This is a genomic window from Xanthomonas arboricola pv. juglandis (genome assembly GCF_905367715.1).
Taxonomy (GTDB): Bacteria; Pseudomonadota; Gammaproteobacteria; order Xanthomonadales; family Xanthomonadaceae; genus Xanthomonas; species Xanthomonas arboricola.
On sequence record NZ_HG999362.1, the window covers coordinates 3296607 to 3313022 of the forward strand.

At 66.0% G+C, this 16416-nt stretch carries 15 protein-coding genes and 1 other RNA gene; 6 read left to right on the top strand and 10 right to left on the bottom strand.

All coding sequences use genetic code 11. The annotated features are described in order from the left end of the window. Positions 1 to 239 precede the first annotated feature (239 nt). Together KHN93_RS14370 and KHN93_RS14375 are read left to right on the top strand one after the other, a co-directional pair. Positions 240 to 1130 carry a pirin family protein gene (locus KHN93_RS14370; protein ID WP_211920496.1) on the top strand — a complete coding sequence of 297 codons (891 nt, stop codon included), beginning with the start codon at positions 240 to 242 and terminating at the stop codon, positions 1128 to 1130. Positions 1131 to 1383: 253 nt separating this feature from the next. Continuing rightward, positions 1384 to 1845, top strand: a complete 462-nt coding sequence (locus KHN93_RS14375) for a hypothetical protein (RefSeq protein WP_047129036.1) — start codon at positions 1384 to 1386, stop codon at positions 1843 to 1845. 91 nt (positions 1846 to 1936) lie between these two features. On the opposite strand, the gene KHN93_RS14380 is transcribed toward KHN93_RS14375, so the two are convergent. Both KHN93_RS14380 and KHN93_RS14385 read right to left on the bottom strand, forming a co-directional pair. Then, positions 1937 to 2368: an OsmC family protein gene (locus KHN93_RS14380; protein WP_047129037.1), complete on the bottom strand. Its 432-nt coding sequence runs from the start codon at positions 2366 to 2368 to the stop codon at positions 1937 to 1939. 34 nt (positions 2369 to 2402) lie between these two features. Continuing rightward, positions 2403 to 3260 carry a pirin family protein gene (locus KHN93_RS14385; protein ID WP_016905027.1) on the bottom strand — a complete coding sequence of 286 codons (858 nt, stop codon included), beginning with the start codon at positions 3258 to 3260 and terminating at the stop codon, positions 2403 to 2405. A 229-nt stretch (positions 3261 to 3489) separates the two neighbouring features. Between KHN93_RS14385 and KHN93_RS14390 the strand changes: the two genes are divergently transcribed. Continuing rightward, positions 3490 to 5562 carry a carbon starvation CstA family protein gene (locus KHN93_RS14390; RefSeq protein ID WP_039526240.1) on the top strand — a complete coding sequence of 691 codons (2073 nt, stop codon included), beginning with the start codon at positions 3490 to 3492 and terminating at the stop codon, positions 5560 to 5562. Next, positions 5562 to 5786, top strand: coding sequence for a YbdD/YjiX family protein (locus KHN93_RS14395; RefSeq protein WP_016904074.1), 225 nt, complete (start codon positions 5562 to 5564; stop codon positions 5784 to 5786). The genes KHN93_RS14390 and KHN93_RS14395 overlap by 1 nt, the downstream gene beginning before the upstream one ends. A gap of 765 nt (positions 5787 to 6551) precedes the next feature. Here KHN93_RS14395 and KHN93_RS14400 read toward each other — a convergent pair. Continuing rightward, positions 6552 to 7256: an HAD family hydrolase gene (locus KHN93_RS14400; protein ID WP_212579655.1), complete on the bottom strand. Its 705-nt coding sequence runs from the start codon at positions 7254 to 7256 to the stop codon at positions 6552 to 6554. 240 nt (positions 7257 to 7496) lie between these two features. Here KHN93_RS14400 and KHN93_RS14405 point away from each other — a divergent pair, with 240 nt between their 5' ends. Then, a complete protein-coding gene (locus tag KHN93_RS14405) occupies positions 7497 to 8261 on the top strand; it encodes an ankyrin repeat domain-containing protein (protein ID WP_211920498.1) in 765 nt (254 codons plus the stop codon). A gap of 36 nt (positions 8262 to 8297) precedes the next feature. Next, complete coding sequence (locus KHN93_RS14410) at positions 8298 to 9464, top strand: Tle-like phospholipase domain-containing protein (protein ID WP_039526235.1); 1167 nt, start codon at positions 8298 to 8300, stop codon at positions 9462 to 9464. Positions 9465 to 9647: 183 nt separating this feature from the next. Here KHN93_RS14410 and KHN93_RS14415 read toward each other — a convergent pair whose 3' ends face one another. The 7 genes from KHN93_RS14415 to paoC form a co-directional block, all read right to left on the bottom strand. Further along, positions 9648 to 10898: a DUF819 family protein gene (locus KHN93_RS14415; protein ID WP_181098295.1), complete on the bottom strand. Its 1251-nt coding sequence runs from the start codon at positions 10896 to 10898 to the stop codon at positions 9648 to 9650. 222 nt (positions 10899 to 11120) lie between these two features. Beyond that, positions 11121 to 11336: a hypothetical protein gene (locus KHN93_RS14420; protein ID WP_024939372.1), complete on the bottom strand. Its 216-nt coding sequence runs from the start codon at positions 11334 to 11336 to the stop codon at positions 11121 to 11123. A gap of 512 nt (positions 11337 to 11848) precedes the next feature. Continuing rightward, on the bottom strand, positions 11849 to 12457 hold the full coding sequence (locus KHN93_RS14425) for a nucleotidyltransferase family protein (protein ID WP_211920500.1): 609 nt from the start codon (positions 12455 to 12457) through the stop codon (positions 11849 to 11851). Further along, on the bottom strand, positions 12454 to 12627 hold the full coding sequence (locus tag KHN93_RS14430; protein ID WP_157789087.1) for a hypothetical protein: 174 nt from the start codon (positions 12625 to 12627) through the stop codon (positions 12454 to 12456). Before KHN93_RS14430 ends, KHN93_RS14425 begins: the two co-directional genes overlap by 4 nt. A gap of 437 nt (positions 12628 to 13064) precedes the next feature. Then, positions 13065 to 13140, bottom strand: a non-coding RNA gene (locus tag KHN93_RS14435) — sX9 sRNA. Positions 13141 to 13195: 55 nt separating this feature from the next. After that, positions 13196 to 14212 carry an XdhC family protein gene (locus tag KHN93_RS14440; RefSeq protein ID WP_211920502.1) on the bottom strand — a complete coding sequence of 339 codons (1017 nt, stop codon included), beginning with the start codon at positions 14210 to 14212 and terminating at the stop codon, positions 13196 to 13198. Beyond that, positions 14209 to 16416: an aldehyde oxidoreductase molybdenum-binding subunit PaoC gene (gene paoC, locus KHN93_RS14445; RefSeq protein ID WP_104559368.1), complete on the bottom strand. Its 2208-nt coding sequence runs from the start codon at positions 16414 to 16416 to the stop codon at positions 14209 to 14211. Before paoC ends, KHN93_RS14440 begins: the two co-directional genes overlap by 4 nt.

Below are 16416 nucleotides of genomic sequence, written 5' to 3' on the forward strand. Positions count from 1 at the left end.
GCTTGCTGCAACAACACACGTCATCGTCGCGAAAGATTTCATTCCTGCTGTCGCTGCGGCACATCGCTGCACGCGGCTCGACTGCCATCGCGCGGCATGCGCCGCTCGCCATTGAAAAACACGTCGCCTGCCTCGTACGTGACACTGCCTCCGGGACGATCTGTCTTGGTGGAGCGCTCGCCCGGCCGCGTGCGCGCATGCAAAGCTGGCGACCACTCCAGCCACCGCGAGCCGCCGCCATGACCACCTTGATCGCTCCCCGCGTGCACGACATCGGCGGGCTGGAAGTCCGCCGCGCCGTGCCCACGCTGCAGGCGCGCAGCGTCGGCCCATTCGTGTTCGTCGACCATATGGGCCCGGCGGTGCTGGAGCCGGATCACGGCATCGACGTGCGTCCGCATCCGCATATCGGCCTGGCCACCGTCACCTTCCTGTGGGCCGGCGAGATCGGCCACCGCGACACCTTGGGCTCGGACCAGGTGATCCGCCCCGGCGACGTCAACTGGATGACCGCCGGCCGCGGTATCGCCCACTCCGAACGCACGCCCGGCCCCGAGCGCGCTCGCACGCATGCGCTGCACGGCATGCAGACCTGGATCGCACTGCCGCGCTCGGCCGAAGAAACCGCGCCCGCCTTCCATCACCACGCCGCCGCCAGCCTGCCGCAGCAACGCCGCGATGGCGTCTGGCTACGCGTGATCGCCGGCCGTGCGTATGGCGAGGAATCGCCGGTGCAGGTGTTTAGCGGCACGCTCAATGTCGCACTGGATCTGCAGCCGGACGCGGAGATCGACCTGGACACCGGCCACGCCGAACGTGCGCTCTACATCCTGGAAGGCGAGGCGCAGCTGGATGGCACCGATGTGCCCGCGCGCCATCTGATCGTGCCCTCACCCGGCAGCCGCGGGCGCCTGCGCGCCAGGACGCCGCTCAAGGCGATGCTGCTCGGCGGCGAGCCGCTGGATGGCCCGCGCCACCTGTGGTGGAACTTCGTCTCCAGCTCCAAGGAGCGCATCGAGCAGGCCAAGGACGACTGGCAGGCCGGTCGCTTCGGCAGCATTCCCGGCGACGACAAGGAATTCATCCCGCTGCCGGAAACCCCGGCGCCCAGGCCGGTCAACTACCCCTGATCACCGGCTGCCGCGCGCAAGCGCCGCGCAACCCACCCAGGTCTCGAAACGGGAGTGCCGGTGCGCACGACCGATTGCAGCCCGGCCTGCGAATTGCGCTTGAGCTTGCAGCCACATCTGTGGTAGTGATGTCCCCATAGGTTGGGGACAGGTTGCGTGCGGGCACAGCCGGGCGGGGAGCGCACAGGCTGATGCGGCGACACGCGCGACGACGCTGTCCCTGCGCAGACATCCAACGCCGGGGAACACTTGAATGAAGTCCGCATCCTGCCTTGTCGGCCTGAGCCTGCTGTTGGCCGCCGCCACCGTTCACGCCCAAACCTCACCGGTCTGCCCGCCGCTACCGCCAGCCTCCGGGCTGCAGTGGAGCGAGCTTGCAGGCGCGGACTATCTGGTCTGCAAGGCCATGACCGCCGACGGTCGCCAAGTGGTCGGCGTAATGCTGACCACGCGCGACCCGGCGATGACGCTGGCGCGCGACCGACGCGCGGAGAAAGGCCAGATCCAGCAGGAGGAGTTCTACTGGTACAAGCTCGACCTGGGCGGCCGCGAGCTGCCGGGCATGGAATCGCGCCGGGTCACCGTGGTCGAGCTGGGCAAGAAGCGCTACGCGCAGCTATGGATCGACGGCGCCAATACCGAGGAACTGGCCTCGATGCAGTCGCTGGTGCAGAACATGGATTTGCAGCCGGCCAGCTTGGCACTGCAGCGCTGAGGCAAGCGGTCGTGACGCGCCAGTGCATGCCGACCTAACGCGGTCTTTCAGGCGAGCCGGCGGAGCACCCGCATGCGGCTCGCCTGCGCTCTCAAATGCCCGCCGCCGCACCTGACGCGTCGCCGTTGCCCTGCAATGCCGTCTCGATCCGCACCTCGCCGGTGAGCAGGCGATGGATCGGGCACTTGTCGGCCACCTCCAACAGTCGTGCACGCTGCGCATCATCCAGCGTGCCTTCCAGTTCGATCTGCCGCGTGATCCGCGTGCCTGCAGCGCCGCGCTGGGTGTAATGCAGATGCACATGCACCGCCGTCAACGGCCACTGCTTGCGCGCGGCCACCATCGACACCGTGATCGCGGTGCAGGCACCCAGGGCGCCCAACACCTGCGACTCCGGATCCGGCCCGGCGTCGGCGCCGCCATTGGCCGGCTGGGTGTCGCCGCTCCAGCTGTGCCGACCATCGTGGATGCTCACGGTGTACGGCACCGCGCCGGTGCTGACACTGACGGGCCGGTCACTCATGCCGCTAACCCCGCGGTGGCTGCAGCGCGCCGGCTCAAAACCGGCCTTCCTGAAAATCGACGAAGGCCTGCATCAATTCCTGCTTGGTGTTCATCACGAACGGGCCGTGCCGCATCACCGGCTCGTTGAGCGGGCGGCCCGCCACCAGGATCAGCTGCGCACCGTGCGCACCGGCCCGTAGCGTCAAGCGCTCGCCGCCGCCGAGCACCGCCAGTTCCTGCGCCGGCAGCGCACGCGCGGCGTCGCCCTCACCTACCGTCACTGCGCCTTCGAACGCATAGGCAAACGCGTTATGGCCGCTGGGCAGCACATAGTCCCAGGCCGCATCCGGTGCCAGTGCGATATCCAGGTACACCGGTTCGGTGGCCGGTTGCACGATCGGGCCGCGCACCTCGCCCACCGCGCCGGCGATCACCTTGACCGTGACGCCAGGTGCCGGCTGGGCGACCGGAATGCGTTCCGGGGCGTACTCCTGGTATTTGGGGTCGGTCATCTTGTCGCGCGCCGGCAGGTTCACCCACAGCTGAAAGCCGCGCATGCGCCCGGATTCCTGCTCGGGCATTTCCGAGTGGATCAGCCCGCGCCCGGCGGTCATCCACTGCACGCTGCCCGGGGTCAGCAGGCCCTCGTTGCCGTGGTTGTCCTTGTGGCGCATGCGCCCGTCCAGCATGTAGGTCACCGTCTCGAAGCCGCGGTGCGGATGGCTGGGAAACCCGGCCAGGTAATCCTCGGCCTTGTCGGTGCCGAACTCGTCCAGCATCAGGAACGGGTCCAGGTCCGGCAGCTGCTGGGTGCCGATCACGCGGGTCAGCTTGACTCCGGCACCGTCGGAGGTGGGCATGCCACGGATGGTGCGCAGCACATGTGCCGCTGCGGTGGTGGTGGTGCTCATCGACCTCTCCCTGCGTGAATGACTGGCTCGAATAATGGATGCAGCCGGCACGCGGCCCAACCGCGACCGGCGCAACCGATCGTTCCAAAACCCGCCGGCACCGCCGCGCGATCCGGCAGGCGGCGCCAAGACGCTCTACAACTAAAGTTTTACCCCGGCCCGGAACGGCGCCATTGACCCCGGGCGGGCAGAGGGTGACCCTTGGGTGAATCGTTCCTGAGGGGCATGCATGAAAGGGTTCTCGAAGCTGGCCTGGGGCGCGCTGGCGCTGCTGGCCGCGTTCTGTCTGGGCACCGTGGCACTGCGCCGCGGCGAACACATCAACGCGTTGTGGATCGTGGTGGCGGCGGTGTCGATCTATCTGATCGCCTACCGGTTCTACAGCCTGTTCATCGCCGACAAGGTGATGCAGCTGGACGTCACCCGCGCCACGCCCGCGGTGGCCAACAACGACGGCCTGGACTACGTGCCCACCAACAAGCACGTACTGTTCGGCCATCATTTCGCCGCGATCGCCGGTGCCGGGCCATTGGTCGGCCCGGTGCTTGCCGCACAGATGGGCTACCTGCCCGGCCTGCTGTGGCTGGTGGTCGGCGTGGTGTTTGCCGGCGCGGTGCAGGACTTCGTGGTCCTGTTCCTGTCCAGCCGCCGCAACGGCCGTTCGCTGGGCGATCTGGTGCGCGAGGAAATGGGCCAGGTGCCCGGCACCATCGCCTTGTTCGGTGCCTTCCTGATCATGATCATCATCCTGGCGGTGCTGGCGATGGTGGTGGTCAAGGCGCTGGCGGAAAGCCCGTGGGGCATGTTCACCGTCATCGCCACGATGCCGATCGCGCTGATGATGGGCGTGTACATGCGCTACATCCGGGTCGGCAAGATCGGCGAGATCTCGGTGGTCGGCCTGATCCTGCTGCTGGGCGCGATCTGGCTGGGCGGCAAGGTCGCGGCGGATCCGAGCTGGGGCCCGGCGTTCACCTTCACCGCCAAGCAGATCACTTGGATGCTGATCGGCTACGGCTTCGTCGCGTCGGTGTTGCCGGTGTGGCTGCTGCTGGCGCCGCGCGATTACCTGTCCACCTTCCTCAAGATCGGCACGATCCTGGCGCTGGCGATCGGCATCCTGGTGGTCATGCCGGATCTGAAGATGCCGGCACTGACCCAGTTCGCGTCCACCGGCGACGGCCCGGTCTGGAAGGGCGGCATCTTTCCGTTCCTGTTCATCACCATCGCCTGCGGCGCGGTCTCCGGTTTCCATGCGCTGATTGCTTCGGGCACCACCCCCAAGCTGCTCGCCAATGAAGGCCACATGCGCTACATCGGCTACGGCGGCATGTTGATGGAATCGTTCGTGGCGGTGATGGCGCTGGTGGCCGCATCGATCATCGAGCCGGGCATCTACTTCGCCATGAACAGCCCCGCTTCGCTGGTCGGCAGCGACACGGTGGCGGTGGCGGCCAAGGTGTCCGAATGGGGCTTTGCGATCACCCCGGACGTGCTGGAAGCCACGGCACGCGACATCGGCGAGCACAGCATCCTGGCACGCGCCGGTGGTGCGCCCACCCTGGCGGTGGGCATTGCGCAGATCCTGCACCAGCTGCTGCCGGGCGAAGACACCATGGCATTCTGGTACCACTTCGCGATCCTGTTCGAAGCGCTGTTCATCCTGACCGCCGTGGATGCGGGGACGCGTGCGGGCCGCTTCATGCTGCAGGACTTGCTGGGCAACTTCATCCCGGCGCTGAAGAAAACCGAATCGTGGGCGGCCAACATCATCGCCACCGCCGGTTGCGTGGCGTTGTGGGGCTACCTGCTCTACACCGGCGTGATCGATCCGTTCGGCGGCATCCAGACCCTGTGGCCGTTGTTCGGCATCTCCAACCAGATGCTGGCCGGAATCGCGCTGATGCTGGGCACGGTGGTGCTGTTCAAGATGAAGCGCGACCGCTACGCCTGGGTCACCCTGGTGCCGGCGCTGTGGCTGCTGATCTGCACCACTTATGCGGGGCTGATCAAGATCTTCGACAGCAACCCGGCGCAGGGTTTCCTGGCGCAGGCACACAAGTACCAGGACGCCATCGCCAGCAACACCATCACCGCGCCGGCCAAGACGGTGGCGCAGATGCAGCAGATCGTCACCAATGCCTACGTCAATACCGGGCTGACGGTGCTGTTCCTGTTCGTGGTGGGTTCGATCCTGATCTACGCGATTAAGACGATCCTGACTGCGCGCCGCAATCCGCAGCGTAGCGATCGCGAAACCCCGTACGTGGCCTTGCAGCCACACCAGATGGCGGACCTGTAATGGGCACCCAACTCGTTCTCGCCAGCCAATACCAGGTGCATCGCCGCATCTGGCGGCGCCTGATCCAGACCGCACGCCTGTGCTGCGGCATTCCCGATTACGACAACTACGTGCGCCACATGCTGGAAAAGCACCCCGACAAACCGGTGATGGACTACCCCACCTTCTTCCGCGAGCGCCAGGACGCGCGTTACGGCGGCAAGAGCGGGTTTCGCTGCTGCTGACCGGATGATCGGATAGGTGGCGAGTCGGAACGCAACAGGGCGCGATGCGAATCGCGCCCTGTTGCGTTGATGGCTTGGGGTTGGTGGCAGGATTCTTGCCCGCTCACCATCGCGGGACGCGCCGCAAGACAGAGCGGCTGATCTGCGGCTTCGCTACAGGGCCCTTGCCCGCCCACCGTCGCAGGACACGCCGCAAGTACGTCCCTGTAGGCTCTTACGCGGCATCCTTGCCGCGTAAGGTCCCGCGACGGTGGGCGGGCAAGGACCAGTCGAGAGGGTCGGTGTGCGTGGTTGCAAGCAGTGCATGAGGTGCATTGGTCGGATCGGTGTGCGTCGACCAGCGTCTCACCACCCCATCGCGAGCCGAGCGGTGGACGGGCTTTCAGCACGCAACCCACAAACGTCTCGCTAGCGGCGCCTGATCTAGACCGCACGCCTGTGCTGCGGCATTCCCGATTCTGCCACCCAAGCCGAGCAACAAGCTCTCAAAAAAGCAACCGACCACTTTCTGGTGCGGTGCCCTTGCCGGTTGCCGGACCGTGTGGCGGCATGAATGCCGCGGACGTACTTGCGGCGTGACCCGCAAGTGGTGACGGCACCGCGCGCTCGACGGACCAAGCTTTTGACGGTCTCCAAGCCACGCTACGACGCAACAGCTCTGTCATTGCAGGCCGATTGCACGGTCCGGCCCGGTCGGTTGCAAAACGAGAGGCCTGCGATTGCGCCACCATCGACACTGCGTCCAAGACGTACTGCCGGCAGCTCTCAGCTAGCGCGTTTTTGCGCCAGCCGCTCGAACAACGCAGGCAGCTCGCGCATATCGTCGAACACCCCCAGCACACCGATGCGACGCAGGGTGTCGGCGTGGCCCTGCGGAATATGGCTGGCGCCGGTAAATCCCAGCACCTGCATGCCGGCCGCCAATGCGGCAGTCGCACCGGTGGGGCTGTCTTCGATCACCAGGCAGCGCTCCGGCGCAACGCCGAGGGTGCGTGCGGCCAACAGATAGACATCCGGCGCCGGCTTGGGCCGCTCCACCATGTCTGCACTGAAGATGTGCCCCGCCGCGCGTGCGGTAAGCCCCACCCGTTCGACCGAGGCGATCACGTTATGACGGCGGCTGTTGGAGGCCACCGCCAGCGGCAACGGAATCTGCTCCAATGCATCGCGCACGCCGGCAATCGGCTGCACCTCGGCCTTGATCAAGGCTTCGCTACGCGCCTGGATCTGTGCCAGCAAAGTCTCTGGCAGCCTTACTGCGAATTGTTCCTGCACGCGCAGCAATACCTCACGCGTGGTCTGCCCGAACATTGTGCCGAGCAACTGCTCCAACGCTTCGGCCGGCACGAAGGCCGCCAGCGCCTCGCGCATTACCCGATCGGCTAGTATTTCGCTGTCGACAAGCACGCCATCGCAATCGCTGATCAGTAATTCGTAGACCATTGCACCCATCTGCTCGCAAAGCACCATTATGCCGGCCGTCTTGTGACCGTTGGCTGTGGCGGAGTGCATGCGCGCGTGAGACTCGTCGTGATGCATCGGCAACATGCCGACACCACGACGACAAACGGCCTCAACAACTGAAACCTGCGGCGCCGGCATGTCACAAAATCTTACCGCGCGTCGTCCAGGCAGCTGTTAGGATCGGCCGGGCTGCGGAAGGACACACCGCAGTGCCACCAGGAATGCGATCAGGAGAAGGAGATTTCGATGCAGACGCGATTCCCCACCCTGCTCGTTCTTGCGACCTCGTTTTTCGCGGTCTCATGCACCGCCTCGCCCGGTGCCAAGGAGCAAACCACCATGTCAGCTACGCTGCAGGACCACACCGTCGCCTTCCGCGACCCCGGCCTGACCGACATCGCCAACGCCATCGCGCACGGTGATGTCGCCCGAATCCGCGCACTCGCACCGACAGTCGATCTCGCCGCACACGGCGATCAGAACGTCACCTTGCTCGAGTGGGCGATCTGGAACGAACAACCCCGCGCCCTGGCCGCCTTGCTCGATGCCGGCGCAGATCCGTCGTTGCCGGGCATGGACCAGGAAACGGTCGTGCATATGGCGGCCATGGCGAAGGATGCGGAATACCTGAACATCCTGTTGCAGCACAAGGCGCCGGTCGATGTGGTCAGCGCGCGCGCCGGGTGGACGCCGTTGTTCCGCGCCGTGCAGAGCAAGCGCGATGCGCAGATCGCGTCGTTGATCCAGGCAGGCGCCGATCTACAGCGCGTCGACAATACCGGCAACAGCGTGCTGCATCTGGCCGCACAAAGCGGCGCGGCAAGCCCGGCAGTGCTGCAATTGCTCAAGGCCGGGGTGGATCCCACGCTGCGCAACGCGCAACAGAAAACCTTCCAGGCGTATTTCTTCACCACCCCGGACCGCCTGCTCAATCCCGCCGGCCAGCAGGCCAGGTCGGACGTGCGCGCATGGTTGAGCGCCCACAACATTCCCGTGGAAAGCAGCCGCTAAGCGGGCTTTTCGCACGACGAACGCAAGGAGCCGCGCATGAGCCCGTCAAATTCCTCGTCCACCCCATTCGCAGAGTCGATGCGTGGACAGCAACCGCAGCCGGAAGACCGCCAGTTCCCGGCGGTGCTGCAAGACCTCTACGCCACTGCCTCGCAGCGACGCGAAGGCAGCGCCGAAATCTTTGCGCCCCTGCCCAACGGCTGGACGCGCATGGATGACAGCACCCTGCAACGGGCGGGCATCGACCCGGGCCTGCTGCACGATGCCAAGAGCGGTTTCGATGCCGCGTTCTACCGCAACGAACAGGGCCAGGTGGTGCTCGGCTTCTGCGGCACCGACGAAGGCAAGGACTGGAAGCACAACCTTGGCCAGGGCCTGGGCTTCGACGACGCGCAATACGCGTCTGCCATCCAGCTCGGCAGCCAGGCCAAGCAGGCGTTCGGCGACCAGGTAGTGATCTCCGGGCATTCGCTCGGCGGCGGCCTGGCGGCCGCTTCGGCGATGGTCAACGACATCCCCGCCGTGACCTACAACGCCGCCGGCGTCAACGACCGCACGCTGGAACGCCAGGGCCTGGATGCCTCGGCGGCCAAGGACTACGCCAGCAGCGAGTTGATCCGCGGATACCACGTCAAGAACGAGATCCTCACCCATCTGCAGGAAGACAGCATCCCGCTGAAATGGGCGATGCCCAATGCGGCCGGCCACCAGATCGAGCTGCCGGAACCGGACCCGTTGTCGTTCGGGCAGCGCCTGGTGCCGGGCAGAATGTTGATGCACCGCATGGACCTCCACGGCATGGACTCGGTGATGAAGGCGCAGGAGATGCAATCGCCCGGGCAGGCGCAAGGTGCAGGCAGCCAGTTGTTCAACGACGCGGTGGTGCGCCTGGATGGCCAGCGCGAACGCCTGGGTCTGCGCGACGACACCGCGTTTCTCAACACCGCCGCCAGCGTGGCCGCGCGTGCAAGCAGCGACGGCCTGCAGCGAATCGACCACCTGGTGCCCAACCGCGACGGCGACAGCCTGATCGCGGTGCAAGGCCGGATGGACGACCCGGCGCATTTGCGCAGCCATGTGCAGACCGCCTCTGCGGCCAACGAGCCGGCGCACAGCAATGTCGATCAGCTGCAGCAGCACAATCAGCAGCAGTCGCAGCAAAGCACGCAGCAGGAAGCACAGCGGCGCGGCCTGCAGCAGTAATCATGACCGGGCACTGGCGCTGGCCAGCGCCCGCCTCGAGGTGGCGGACAACACCTCGCAAGCGCTCGCCGAAGGGATGTAGCCAGTACATCCGGCACTGCGCCAATGTGTGATACCGCCAGGCAACCCCGGCACGTCCTGCCACACCTTCCCGACGACTACACCGACCTTGCGACGGTCCGGTCAGCCCGCTCCCGCCATCGCGCGCAAGGTGATGCCGACCAGATAGGCCAGGTACGTGCCGGTGGCGTAGCCCATCGTGCCCAGCAGCACGCCAACCGGCGCCAGGGCCGGGTGGAACGCAGCGGCCACCACCGGCGCCGAGGCCGGCCCACCGATATTGGATTGCGAGCCGATCGCGAAATAGAAGAACGGCACCCGCAACAGGCGGCCCAGGCCCCACAGCAACCCGATATGCACCGCGATCCAGATCAGCCCGAGCAGGAACAGCCAGGGCCGGTCCAGCAGCGCCAGCAGATCCATCTGCATGCCGATGCAGGCGATCAGGAAATACAGCAGCAGTGAACCGACCTTGGAGGCCCCGGCCCCTTCCAGCGTGCGCGCGCGGGTGAAGCTCAGCAGCAAGCCGATACTGGTCGCCAGCACCACCACCCACACGAACGGCGTGTCCAGGCTGAACTGGCTGGACCAGCGCAGATTGGCCTTGCACCATGCGGCCAGTGGATTGGCCAGCGCGTGCGCCAGTCCGACCCCGCCGAATGCCACCGCCACGATCACCATCAGGTCGGCCAGGCTGGGAATGCGCGCGTGTTCGGCCTGGAACCGCGCCATGCGCTCCTGCAGGGCATCCAGCGCGCGGGTATCGGCGCCGCTGCGCGCATCGATGCTGCGCGCGCGCCCGGCCAGGAAGATCAGCGCCGCCATCCACACATAACCGACGCCCACATCCACCACTGCAAACTGCCCGAAGGTGGTGGCATCCACATCGAACACCTCGCGCATCGCCAGCATATTGGCCCCACCGCCGATCCAGCTGCCCGCCAGCGCGGCCATGCCGGCCCAGGTATCGCCGGCCACCGTGGCCGGATGCACCCAGCCCATCACCCAGAACGCCACCACCGCGCCCAGCATGATGCTCAGTGACGCGCCCAGGTACATGGCAACCAGCTTGGGCCCCAGCCCCAGGATGGCGCGCAGGTCGATGCTCAGCGTGAGCAGGATCAGCGCGGCCGGCAGCAGCACGTCGCGCGCGATCGGGTTGTACAGGCGGGTATTGGCACCGTCGATCAGGCCAACGGTATTGTAGATGCCTGGCAGCAGGTAACACAGCAGCAGCGCCGGCACCACGGCGTAGAAGCGTCGCCACAGCCCCTGCTCGCGCGAGGAGGTCCAGAACACCGCCCCCAACGTGGCGGCGATCAGGCCGAAGACCACGATATCGTTTTGGATCAAGGCAGAACCGGCGGCATTCACTAGGGGTGACATTCTCGACTAGGGGCCGCCAAGGTGCGGATCGCAGCAAGAATGGCCGATCGGTCGTGTCCAGTCGACTGGATCTGCGGGCGAGCACCGGCGTGACTGCAAGGCCGCCGGCTGGCGCACTGCGATAGGGTTGCCGGGTGCGTGTGGTCGGCCACCCTGCCCGGGCAGGATCGTCAGCGTCTTCCTTGCGCTTTCTGCAAGCGGCCGGTTCGGTCAGCCGTAGCGACGCACCACGCGCTCGCCTTCGGCGGTCTTCAACACCACGCCGCTGGGCTGACCGGTGGTCATGCAATGCAGCTTGGCCATCAATTCGGCATTTTCCAGCGCGCCCTGCTCGCGCAGATAACGCAGCGGCGACCACTGCGGCCGGGTCACCCACCAACCGCCCTGTTCGGGATGAATACGCACAACATAACGGGACTCGTCCATCAGGGCCTCCGGCCGGCAGATGCAGCGGTACAACGACGGAAGTGGGCAGCGCGCAATGGCGCAGCGCACCAGCGATGGGAGTGCCGGGGTCCCGTTCGGGATGCCGGCGCGCCCTTACTCAAGGGGCCGCGGGAGAGTGGCCTAGGGCCCCGCGTCCGGCATAGCCAGCATGTCTTTTTGCTAATGCCAACGCCGTCGGGCGGACACTGGCATGAAGGTAGGAAAATTCTTACGTGACACCGATCGAAGCTGGCGCTAAATTCGCGCTCGAGCGGCGAACAGACGTCGCGGCTGGCCGTCAACGGGCGCAGACGGCGCGGGGGAATTCGTCGCTCTTGAAGATGCCTCGGGGGAGGGGTCGCATGCATCTGCTCAGGAAGTTCCAGTTTCCGGTCAAGACCGCAATGGTGGTGGGCTATGTCCTGGTGATCAGGGAAGCGCTCGTGCTGTGGTCGTAAGACAACCTAGCCCCCAGGCTGCCGGATAGCGCGTCAAGCACCCGTCACGGTGTCTCAATCCGCATCCACCCAGCCACGCTGTTGCGCTGCGACCAGGTCGGCGGGCGTGTCCACGTCCAGCGCGAGCGCCGGGGCGCTGACGCAACCCAAGGTCTGCACGTCCAGGCCGGCGAACAAGCCGCGCAGGCCGCTGTCGCCGTGGAGCGGCACGTCGGCCCAGGCCGCGTGGGTGACCACCGCCGGGATGCCACGCACACCGGCGTACCCGCTGGTGGCACATCCGGATTCGGCCCGGTCCGCTTCCTCCAGCAAGGCGCGCAGATGCGGTGTATCCAGCGCGGGCTGGTCGCACCCGAGGATCAGGCTGCGCCTTAGCGACGTATCGTCCTGCACATGCTGGCGCAGCGCCGCCACGCTGGAGCCCATGCCGGCGGCCCAGTCGGCGTGACGTAGCACTTCCACCTCCAGGCCTTGCAGGACTTCGCTCAATGCGTCGGCATCGGCGCCCAGCACCACCACGCAGCGGCGCGGCGCCGTCTGCAGCGCGACGCGTGCGAAACGCCGCAACAACGGTTCGCCGTCGCGCAGCAGCAATTGTTTGGAACGCCCCAGCCGACGTCCTGCGCCCGCGGCGAGCAGCAGCGCAACGTGATCGCTGCTCATGCGTCCAATGCCATCGCGCGCGGCGAACAATGGCGCGATGTGCGCAGCATCGGGCACGCATCAACAAGCGCACTGCTCAGGGCCTGGCCGAAATGACCGGCGATAAAACGCGACAGCAATCGAGCTGCGTCGCAGGAGACGTCGTCGTAGTGATCAAGTAACTCGGTCATGGCGACGTGGCGTGCATATTGGGGATGCGCCAGCCTAAAGAGGTAACTGTGCGCGCGGAGTGACTAAATGCAGCGCATTCCCCAATCTAGATAATGACGCTTTCCCACGTCTACCAACCGACCGGCGTGCATTGCACTGCTGCGCCAGCATGACGAAGAAACATGCGGAGCTGCGGTAGCGCTGCGATCAGGATGGCAGCGACTGATTGCCCGCGTTGGATGGCGCAGTTACCGGCAGAAGCGCGGATCACAAGCGCATGCCTTAAAAGGCATATCAAAAATTACTTATTCTCCAGATTGCTACTTTTCAGCACCAGAAACTTCATCGGCAACCATGCATCCACCCTGCTGGCGACTGCATCGAAATTCATATCGAAGTTAATGCAAACGCGCGATTGCAGTGCCCTGCCCGTTCTCACGGCGGTACGGCTTGGAGTGGCTAACGGAATGTAGCGAGCAGTCGCCAAGCGAGTGCAGATGGCGCGGAGCAATCGCAGTGTAAGAGTGGTACATACGACTATTGGCCGCGCCCGCACGGCGGTGCGCGCAGTCGTCTTGATGGCCGTTCTTAGCCAGCCAACGCCGCAGCTGCCTGCCCATCGGCGACCGCCTGGGTGGCTTCGGCAATGATGCCCAGTGCAATCGTGTGCGGGGAGGAGCGCCCCATGCGCCAGCCTGCCGGCAACCGCAATCTGGCCAGCGCGGCATCGTCATGCCCGAGCGCACGCAGCGCCTGCAGGCGTGCCTCCCGCTTCTGGCGGCTGCCCAGGATGCCGATACAGGCGACCCTGGAAGCAAGCCCGCGCGAGGCGACCTGCAGGTCGCTGTCGCCGTCGTGCGCCAGGCTGTACAGCGCCGTGTCCGCATCCAGATGCAGGTCCTGTAGCCCTTCGCCCAACGCGCGGCGATCGTAATGGTCGGCGGCCAGGCCGGGCGGTGGTTCGCTGGGACCATGCGGCCGCAGCACACGCACCTCGATACCCATCTGGCTGGCCAGCGACACCAGCACCAGCAGCGCAGGATCGGCACCGACCAGCACCAGCCGCAGTGGTGGCCGATGTGTGCGCAGGAATTCATCGGGACGCAGGTCCTGCGGGCTGACCGGGTAACGGACGGCGCCCGTGATCCGATCCAGCGCGACATGGAACGGGCGACGATGCTGGCGCGCATTGCGCCAGCGTGCCAGATGCTCGCCCAGGTCCTGCACCGGCCAGACCAGCACGCCGATACGGCCGCCGCAGCTGAGCTGGATGTCCAGCACCTGGCTGCCTTCGCCGTAGTCCAGCCAGCGCGGCATGCCGTCGCGCAAGGCGGCGATGGCTTCGTGCGCCACTGCTGCTTCCACGCAGCCGCCGGAGACGTAGCCGGCCACCCGGCCGTCGGCACTGATGGCCATCTCGCTCCCCAACGGGCGCGGCGAGGAGCCTTGCACGTCGATCAGCGTGGCAATGGCGACGCGCTGTCCCGCCCGATGCCAGGCGGTCAGCGTCGGCAGCAGGTCATCGTGCAGGGCATAGCTCGGCCATGCCGGCCACGCCGGCTCGGCCGGCGCTGCATGCGTGACCGGGGCCACCACCGCACTCACGCGCGCAGCAACTCGGGCAGATGCGGCAGTAGCTTGTCCAGCGTCACCGGGTAATCGCGGACGCGCACGCCGGTGGCGTTGTAGACCGCATTGGCGATCGCCGCCGCCACGCCGCAGATGCCCAGCTCGCCGACCCCCTTGGCCTTCATCGGCGACGACATCGGGTCGCTTTCTTCCAGGAAGACCACTTCCTGATGCGGGATGTCCGCATGCACCGGCACTTCATAACCGGCCAGGTCGTGATTGACGAAGAAGCCCAGCCGCTTGTCCACCGCCAGCTCTTCCATCAGCGCCGCACCCGCGCCCATGGTCATGCCGCCGATGACCTGGCTACGCGCAGACTTGGGGTTGAGGATGCGTCCGGCCGCGCACACCGCCAGCATGCGACGGATGCGCACCTCGGCGGTGGCGACATCCACGCCGACTTCGACAAAGTGCGCGCCGAAGGTGGATAGCTGATGCGTCTTGGAAAGCTCACCGAACTCGATCTTGTCCTCCACCACCAACGCGCCATTGGCCGCGGCATCACCCAGCGCAATGCGCTTGCCGCCAGCACGCACATAGCTGTCGGCGAATTCGGCCTTGGCCGGGTCCAGCCCCAGCTGCTTGGCGACGGCTTCGCGCAGTTTCACTGCCGCGGCATACACACCGGCTGTTGAACTGTTCGCACCCCACTGGCCGCCGGAGCCAGCCGAGGCAGGAAAGCTGGAATCGCCCAGGCGCACATCTACCCAATCCAGCGGCACGCCCATCATCTCCGCAGCGGTCTGCGCAATGATGGTGTAGGAGCCGGTACCGATATCGGTCATGTCGGTTTCCACCACCACCCGGCCGCCCTGCTCCAGCCGCATGCGTGCGCCGGAGGTCATCACCGGCGCGTTGCGGAACGCGGCCGCCACGCCCATCCCGACCAGCCAGCGCCCATCGCGGCTGCTGGCCGGCTTGGCCTTGCGCTTGGACCAGTCGAAACGCTTTGCGCCATCTTCCAGGCACTTGACCAACTGACGCTGCGAGAACGGACGCTGCGGGTTTTCCGGATCCACCTGGGTATCGTTGACGATACGGAACTTGACCGGATCCATCTCCAGTTTCTCGGCCATCTCGTCCATGGCCACTTCCAGCGCCATCAGACCCGGCGCTTCGCCCGGCGCACGCATCGCGTTGCCTTCGGGCAGATCGAGCACCGCCAGGCGCGTGGAAATCAGCCGATTGGCACCGGCGTACAGCAACTGGGTCTGCGCGGCCGCGATTTCCGGGCCGCCCTCGGGCAGGTCGCCGGACCAGCTCTCGTGCGCGATCGCGGTGATCTTGCCATCGCGCTGTGCACCAATGCGGATACGCTGCACGGTGGCCGGGCGATGCGTGGTGTTGTTGAAGATCAGCGGCCGCGGCAGCATCACCTTGACCGGGCGTCCGACCTGGCGCGCGGCCAGCGACGCGAGCACTGCATCGGCACGCAGGAACAATTTGCCACCGAAGCCACCACCGATGTACGGCGACATCAGACGCACGTTTTCGCGCGGGATGCCCAGCGTCTTGGCCAGATCGCCAGCGCTCCAGTCGATCATCTGATTGGAGGTCCACACGCTCAGCTTGTCGCCTTCCCACATCGCGATCGATGCGTGCGGCTCCATCATCGCGTGCGAATGATCGGGCGTGGTGTATTCGGCATCCAGCTGCACCGGCGCTGCCACGAAGGCGCTATCGAAATTGCCGACCGCACTATTCGGCGCCCCGCCCTCCTTGGTGACCTTGGCGCCGTCGCGGGCCTTTTCCAGATCGTAGGCGCCGACGTGGCGACCGTAGTCGACCTTGATCAGCTGGCCTGCGGCACGTGCCTGCTCGAAGGTCTCAGCAACCACCACCGCAATGGCCTGGTGGTAGTGCTGGATCTCCGGGCCGCCGAGCAGTTTGGCCGTGTTGTATTTGCCTTTCTGCAACTTGCCCGCGTTTTGCGCAGTCACGATGCCGAGCACGCCCGGTGCATTGCGCGCGGCGCTCAGATCGATGCTGCGAATGCTGCCTTTGGAGATGCCGGCGCCAACGATATGGCCATAGGCGGCGCGGCCAGGCAGATCGTGATGCTCGTACGCATACGGCGCCTGCCCGGTGGTCTTAAGCGGACCGTCGATACGATCGACCGGCTTGCCGACCACCTTGAGCTGGTCGATGGGATTGGTACTGGCGGGAGTGTCGAATTTCAT